The sequence below is a fragment of the Mycolicibacterium arseniciresistens genome (assembly GCF_030519285.1).
Classification (GTDB): Bacteria; Actinomycetota; Actinomycetes; order Mycobacteriales; family Mycobacteriaceae; genus Mycobacterium; species Mycobacterium arseniciresistens.
This window is the reverse complement of record NZ_JAUMSQ010000155.1, coordinates 1-4,391: the sequence shown is the minus strand read 5'-3', so window position 1 is coordinate 4,391 and position 4,391 is coordinate 1. Positions and strand designations below refer to the sequence as shown.

Annotated in this window: 3 protein-coding genes; 1 reads left to right on the top strand and 2 read right to left on the bottom strand. The window is 69.8% G+C overall.

Going from position 1 to position 4,391, the window contains the following annotated elements; genetic code table 11:
- Positions 1–903, bottom strand: a 903-nt coding sequence (locus Q2100_RS18855) for an acyltransferase family protein (protein WP_302915280.1), incomplete at its 3' end; no start/stop codon positions are given.
- 137 nt (positions 904–1,040) lie between these two features.
- On the bottom strand, positions 1,041–2,489 hold the full coding sequence (locus Q2100_RS18850; protein ID WP_302915279.1) for an NAD-dependent succinate-semialdehyde dehydrogenase: 1,449 nt from the start codon (positions 2,487–2,489) through the stop codon (positions 1,041–1,043).
- 50 nt (positions 2,490–2,539) lie between these two features.
- On the opposite strand from Q2100_RS18850, the gene pgi reads away from it, so the two are divergent.
- On the top strand, positions 2,540–4,204 hold the full coding sequence (gene pgi / locus Q2100_RS18845; protein ID WP_302915278.1) for a glucose-6-phosphate isomerase: 1,665 nt from the start codon (positions 2,540–2,542) through the stop codon (positions 4,202–4,204).
- Positions 4,205–4,391 lie beyond the last annotated feature (187 nt).

Here is a 4,391-nt window from a genome sequence, read left to right as displayed (position 1 = left end):
CCCGGCCCGGTACTCGGCGGGGCTGCCGGTGGCGTGGTGGGCGAGCACCGCGACACCGGCCAGGCCCACCAGCGAGAGCACCCGCGCCAGCACGCGTCCCCACCGCGAGCGGATCGGCGTGCCCATCGTGACGGTCGACCAGTCGCGCACCAGCAGGGCCGCGGCGGCCGCTCCGAGCAGCAGCGCCTGCACCCGGGTGTCGGTGCCGAAGTACACCCGGTTGGCCGTGTCGTCCGACGTCAGCAAGACCGCCGCGGCGGCCGATGCCGCGGCGCCTGCGGTCGCGAGCGCGAACACCGTCCAGCGCACCGTCCGCAGGATCGGCACCCGCCGCCGCACGCCCAGCACCCCGATGACGAGGAGCAGCAGCACCGGCCAGACGAGGTAGAACTGCTCCTCGACCCCGAGGGACCACATGTGCTGCAGCGGCGACGGCGGACTGCCCTGCGCGAAGTAGTCGGTGCGCTGGGCGACGAACGCCCAGTTGGCAGCCCAGAAGAATGTCGCGACGGCGTCGTCGCGCAGCGCGGTCACCGCGTCGGGTGGGAACAGGTCGCGCACCAGGAGTACGGCGGCCACCACCACCAGCAGCGCGGGCAGCAGCCGGCGGGCCCGGCGGATCCAGAAGTCGCGCAGCCCGATGCGGCCGGTGCGGCCGAGCTCGTCGAGCAGCAGCGAGGTGATCAGGAATCCGCTGAGGACGAAGAACACGTCGACGCCGAGGAAGCCGCCGGGCACCCCCGGCAGTCCCCCGTGCTGGGCCAGTACCAGCGCCACCGCGACCGCGCGCAGACCGTCGAGGGCGGGGATGTCACGACCCTTGGCCGGGCCGCGACGCGGGGGTTCGGCTGCGGGGGCGACCCATCGGCGTCGGCCGCCGACGCGGACCGGCGCCGCAGTCATGCCATGCCCTCCCATGTCGAGCCCCGAGCATGGAAGTCTATGGGCCGCCGCGGCTCCGATCGTGAAGGCGCGGCGGCGCGTTCGCGACCTACTTGATCACAGCGACCTACTTGGTCACAGCGCGATGTCCGCCCGCGCTAACGCGTTAGCGCAATGTACTTCGTGTCGAGGTACTCCTCGATGCCCTCGGTGCCGCCCTCGCGGCCGAAGCCGGATTCCTTGATGCCGCCGAACGGGGCCGCGGCGTCGGAGATCACTCCGCGGTTGACGCCGACCATCCCCGATTCGATGCCCTCGGCGACGCGCAGCGCCCGGTCCAGCGAGCGGGTGTAGATGTAGGCGGCCAACCCGTATTCGGTGTCGTTGGCGGCGGCGATGCCCTCCTCCTCGGTGTCGAAGCCCGTGATGGGAGCGACCGGACCGAACACCTCCTCCTTGAGGATCCGCGCGTCAGCGGGCACGTCGGCCAGCACTGTCGCCGGATAGAAGTTGCCGGGCCCGCCGGGGGCGACGCCACCGACGGCGACCGTCGCGCCGCGCGAGACCGCATCGGACACCAGCTCGGTGACCTTCGACAGCTGCTTGGAGTTGATCAGCGGGCCGAGTGTCGCCGACTCGTCGAGGCCCTTGCCGAGGATGAACTCGCTCATCCGCTTGACCAGCTTCTCGGTGAACTCCTGGCGCACCGAGTTGGCGACGTGGAAGCGGTTGGCGGCCGTGCACGCCTCGCCGCCGTTGCGCATCTTGGCCAGGATCGCGCCGTCGACCGCGGCGTCGATGTCGGCGTCGTCGAACACCACGAACGGTGCGTTGCCGCCGAGTTCCATCGACGTGCGCAGCAGCTTGTCGGCCGACTGCTTCACCAGCGACTTGCCGACGCCCGTCGACCCGGTGAACGTCAGCTTGCGCAGCCGGCCGTCGTCGATCAGCGCTTCGGTGACCGGGCCGGGGCTGCTCGTCGGCAGCACCGACAGCACGCCCTTGGGCAGCCCGGCCTCGTCCATCAGCTTGGCCAGGTAGAGCATCGTCAGCGGCGTCTCCTGCGCCGGCTTGACGATCATCGTGCAGCCCGCGGCGAACGCCGGACCCATCTTGCGGGTGCCCATCGCCAGCGGGAAGTTCCACGGAGTGATCGCGTAACACGGCCCGACGGCCTGCTTGGTGACGATGATGCGACCGGTGCCTGCCGGGCTCGGGGTGTAGCGGCCGCCGATGCGCACCGCCTCCTCGGCGAACCACCGGAAGAACTCGCCGCCGTAGGTCACCTCGCCCTTGCTCTCGGCGAACACCTTGCCCATCTCGAGCGTCATCAGCGCGGCGATGTCGTCGGCCTGCTCGGTGATCGCCTCGAACACCGACCGCAGGATCTCGCCGCGCTTGCGCGGTGCGGTCGCGGCCCAGTCGGCCTGCACCGCGCACGCGGCGTCCAGTGCGGCGACGGCGTCCTCGGCTCCCGCGTCGGACACCGTGGCGATCACCTGATCGTCGCTGGGATCCAGCACGTTGAACGTCGACGACGTCGTGCGCTCCTCACCGCCGATCCACAGCCCGGTGGGTACTGACTTCAGCAGCGCGGTGGTGTCCATACATCCATCATTTACACCTTTGATCCCGCGCCCGCACTAGGGTCGGAAACATGAGTGCCGACACCACCATTCCCGACATCTCCGCGACTCCCGCGTGGCAGGCGCTGCAGCGCCACCACGACGAGATCGGTGGCCTGCACCTGCGCGAGCTGTTCGCCGACGACCCGGCCCGCGGCACCGAACTGACGCTGAAGGTCGGCGATCTCTACATCGACTACAGCAAGCACCGCGTCACCCGCGAGACACTCAGGCTCCTGCTCGACCTGGCCCGCGCCGCCCGCCTGGAACAGCGCCGCGACGCGATGTACTCGGGGCTGCACATCAACACCTCCGAGGACCGGGCCGTGCTGCACACCGCGCTGCGGCTGCCCCGCGGTGTCGAGCTGGAGGTCGACGGGCAGAACATCGTCCACGACGTCCACGACGTGCTCGACCGGATGGGCGATTTCACCGACCGGCTGCGCAGCGGGGAGTGGACGGGTGCCACCGGTGAGCGCATCACGACGGTGGTCAACATCGGCATCGGCGGGTCCGACCTCGGTCCGGTGATGGTGTACGACGCGCTGCGGCACTACGCCGACGCCGGGATCTCCGCGCGCTTCGTGTCCAACGTGGACCCCGCCGACCTCGTCGCCAAGCTCGACGGACTCGACCCCGCCACAACGCTTTTCATCGTCGCGTCGAAGACGTTCTCGACGCTGGAGACGCTGACCAACGCGACCGCCGCGCGGCGCTGGCTCACCGACACGCTCGGCGACGCGGCGGTGTCCAAGCACTTCGTCGCGGTGTCGACCAACAAGAAGCTGGTCGACGACTTCGGCATCAACACCGACAACATGTTCGGTTTCTGGGACTGGGTCGGTGGCCGGTACTCCGTCGACAGCGCGATCGGCCTGAGCGTGATGGCGGCGATCGGAAGGGAACGCTTCGCCGACTTCCTCGCCGGCTTCCACCTGATCGACGAGCACTTCAAGTACACGCCGCTGGAGTCCAACGCGCCGGTGCTGCTCGGCCTGATCGGGCTCTGGTACTCCGACTTCTTCGGCGCACAGTCGCGAGCGGTGCTGCCCTACGCCAACGACCTGTCCCGGTTCGCGGCGTACCTGCAGCAGCTGACCATGGAGTCGAACGGCAAGTCGGTGCGGGCGGACGGCACACCCGTCACCACCGACACCGGGGAGATCTTCTGGGGCGAGCCGGGAACCAACGGCCAGCACGCGTTCTATCAGCTGTTGCATCAGGGCACCCGTCTGGTGCCCGCCGATTTCATCGGATTCAGCCAGCCCACCGACGATCTGCCCACCGCTGACGGCGACGGCAGCATGCACGACTTGTTGATGAGCAACTTCTTCGCCCAGACGCAGGTGCTGGCGTTCGGCAAGACCGCCGACGAGATCGCCGCGGAAGGCACCCCGGCTGACGTGGTGCCGCACAAGGTGATGCCCGGCAATCGGCCGACGACGTCGATCCTCGCGACGAAGCTGACCCCGTCGGTGGTGGGGCAGCTCATCGCGCTCTACGAGCACCAGGTGTTCACCGAGGGCGTGGTGTGGGGCATCGACTCGTTCGACCAGTGGGGCGTGGAACTGGGCAAGACCCAGGCCAAGGCGCTGCTGCCGGTGATCACCGCCGACGCGTCCCCCGAGGCGCTGTCCGACGGTTCCACCGACGCCCTCGTGCGGCGCTACCGGCAGGAGCGCGGTCGCTCGGCCTGAACGCAGTTCGGCGCGGAAACCCACCCTGTGTGTGGGTTCCGCGCCGAATCGCTGGCTTGTGTCAGCCGGCCGGGATGGTGCCGCAGATGTTCGGGGCAACGCACCCGCTCACCCCGCCGGGGCCGGCCACGCCGGACGGCCCACCGGGAATCGCGACCTCGGCGCCGTCGGGGCCTGCCGCAGCGGC

Coding starts and splice junctions, on each gene's coding strand:
- Q2100_RS18850 (WP_302915279.1), bottom strand. CDS start 2,489: ATGGACACCACCGCGCTGCTGAAGTCAGTACCCACCGGGCTGTGGATC.
- pgi (WP_302915278.1), top strand. CDS start 2,540: ATGAGTGCCGACACCACCATTCCCGACATCTCCGCGACTCCCGCGTGG.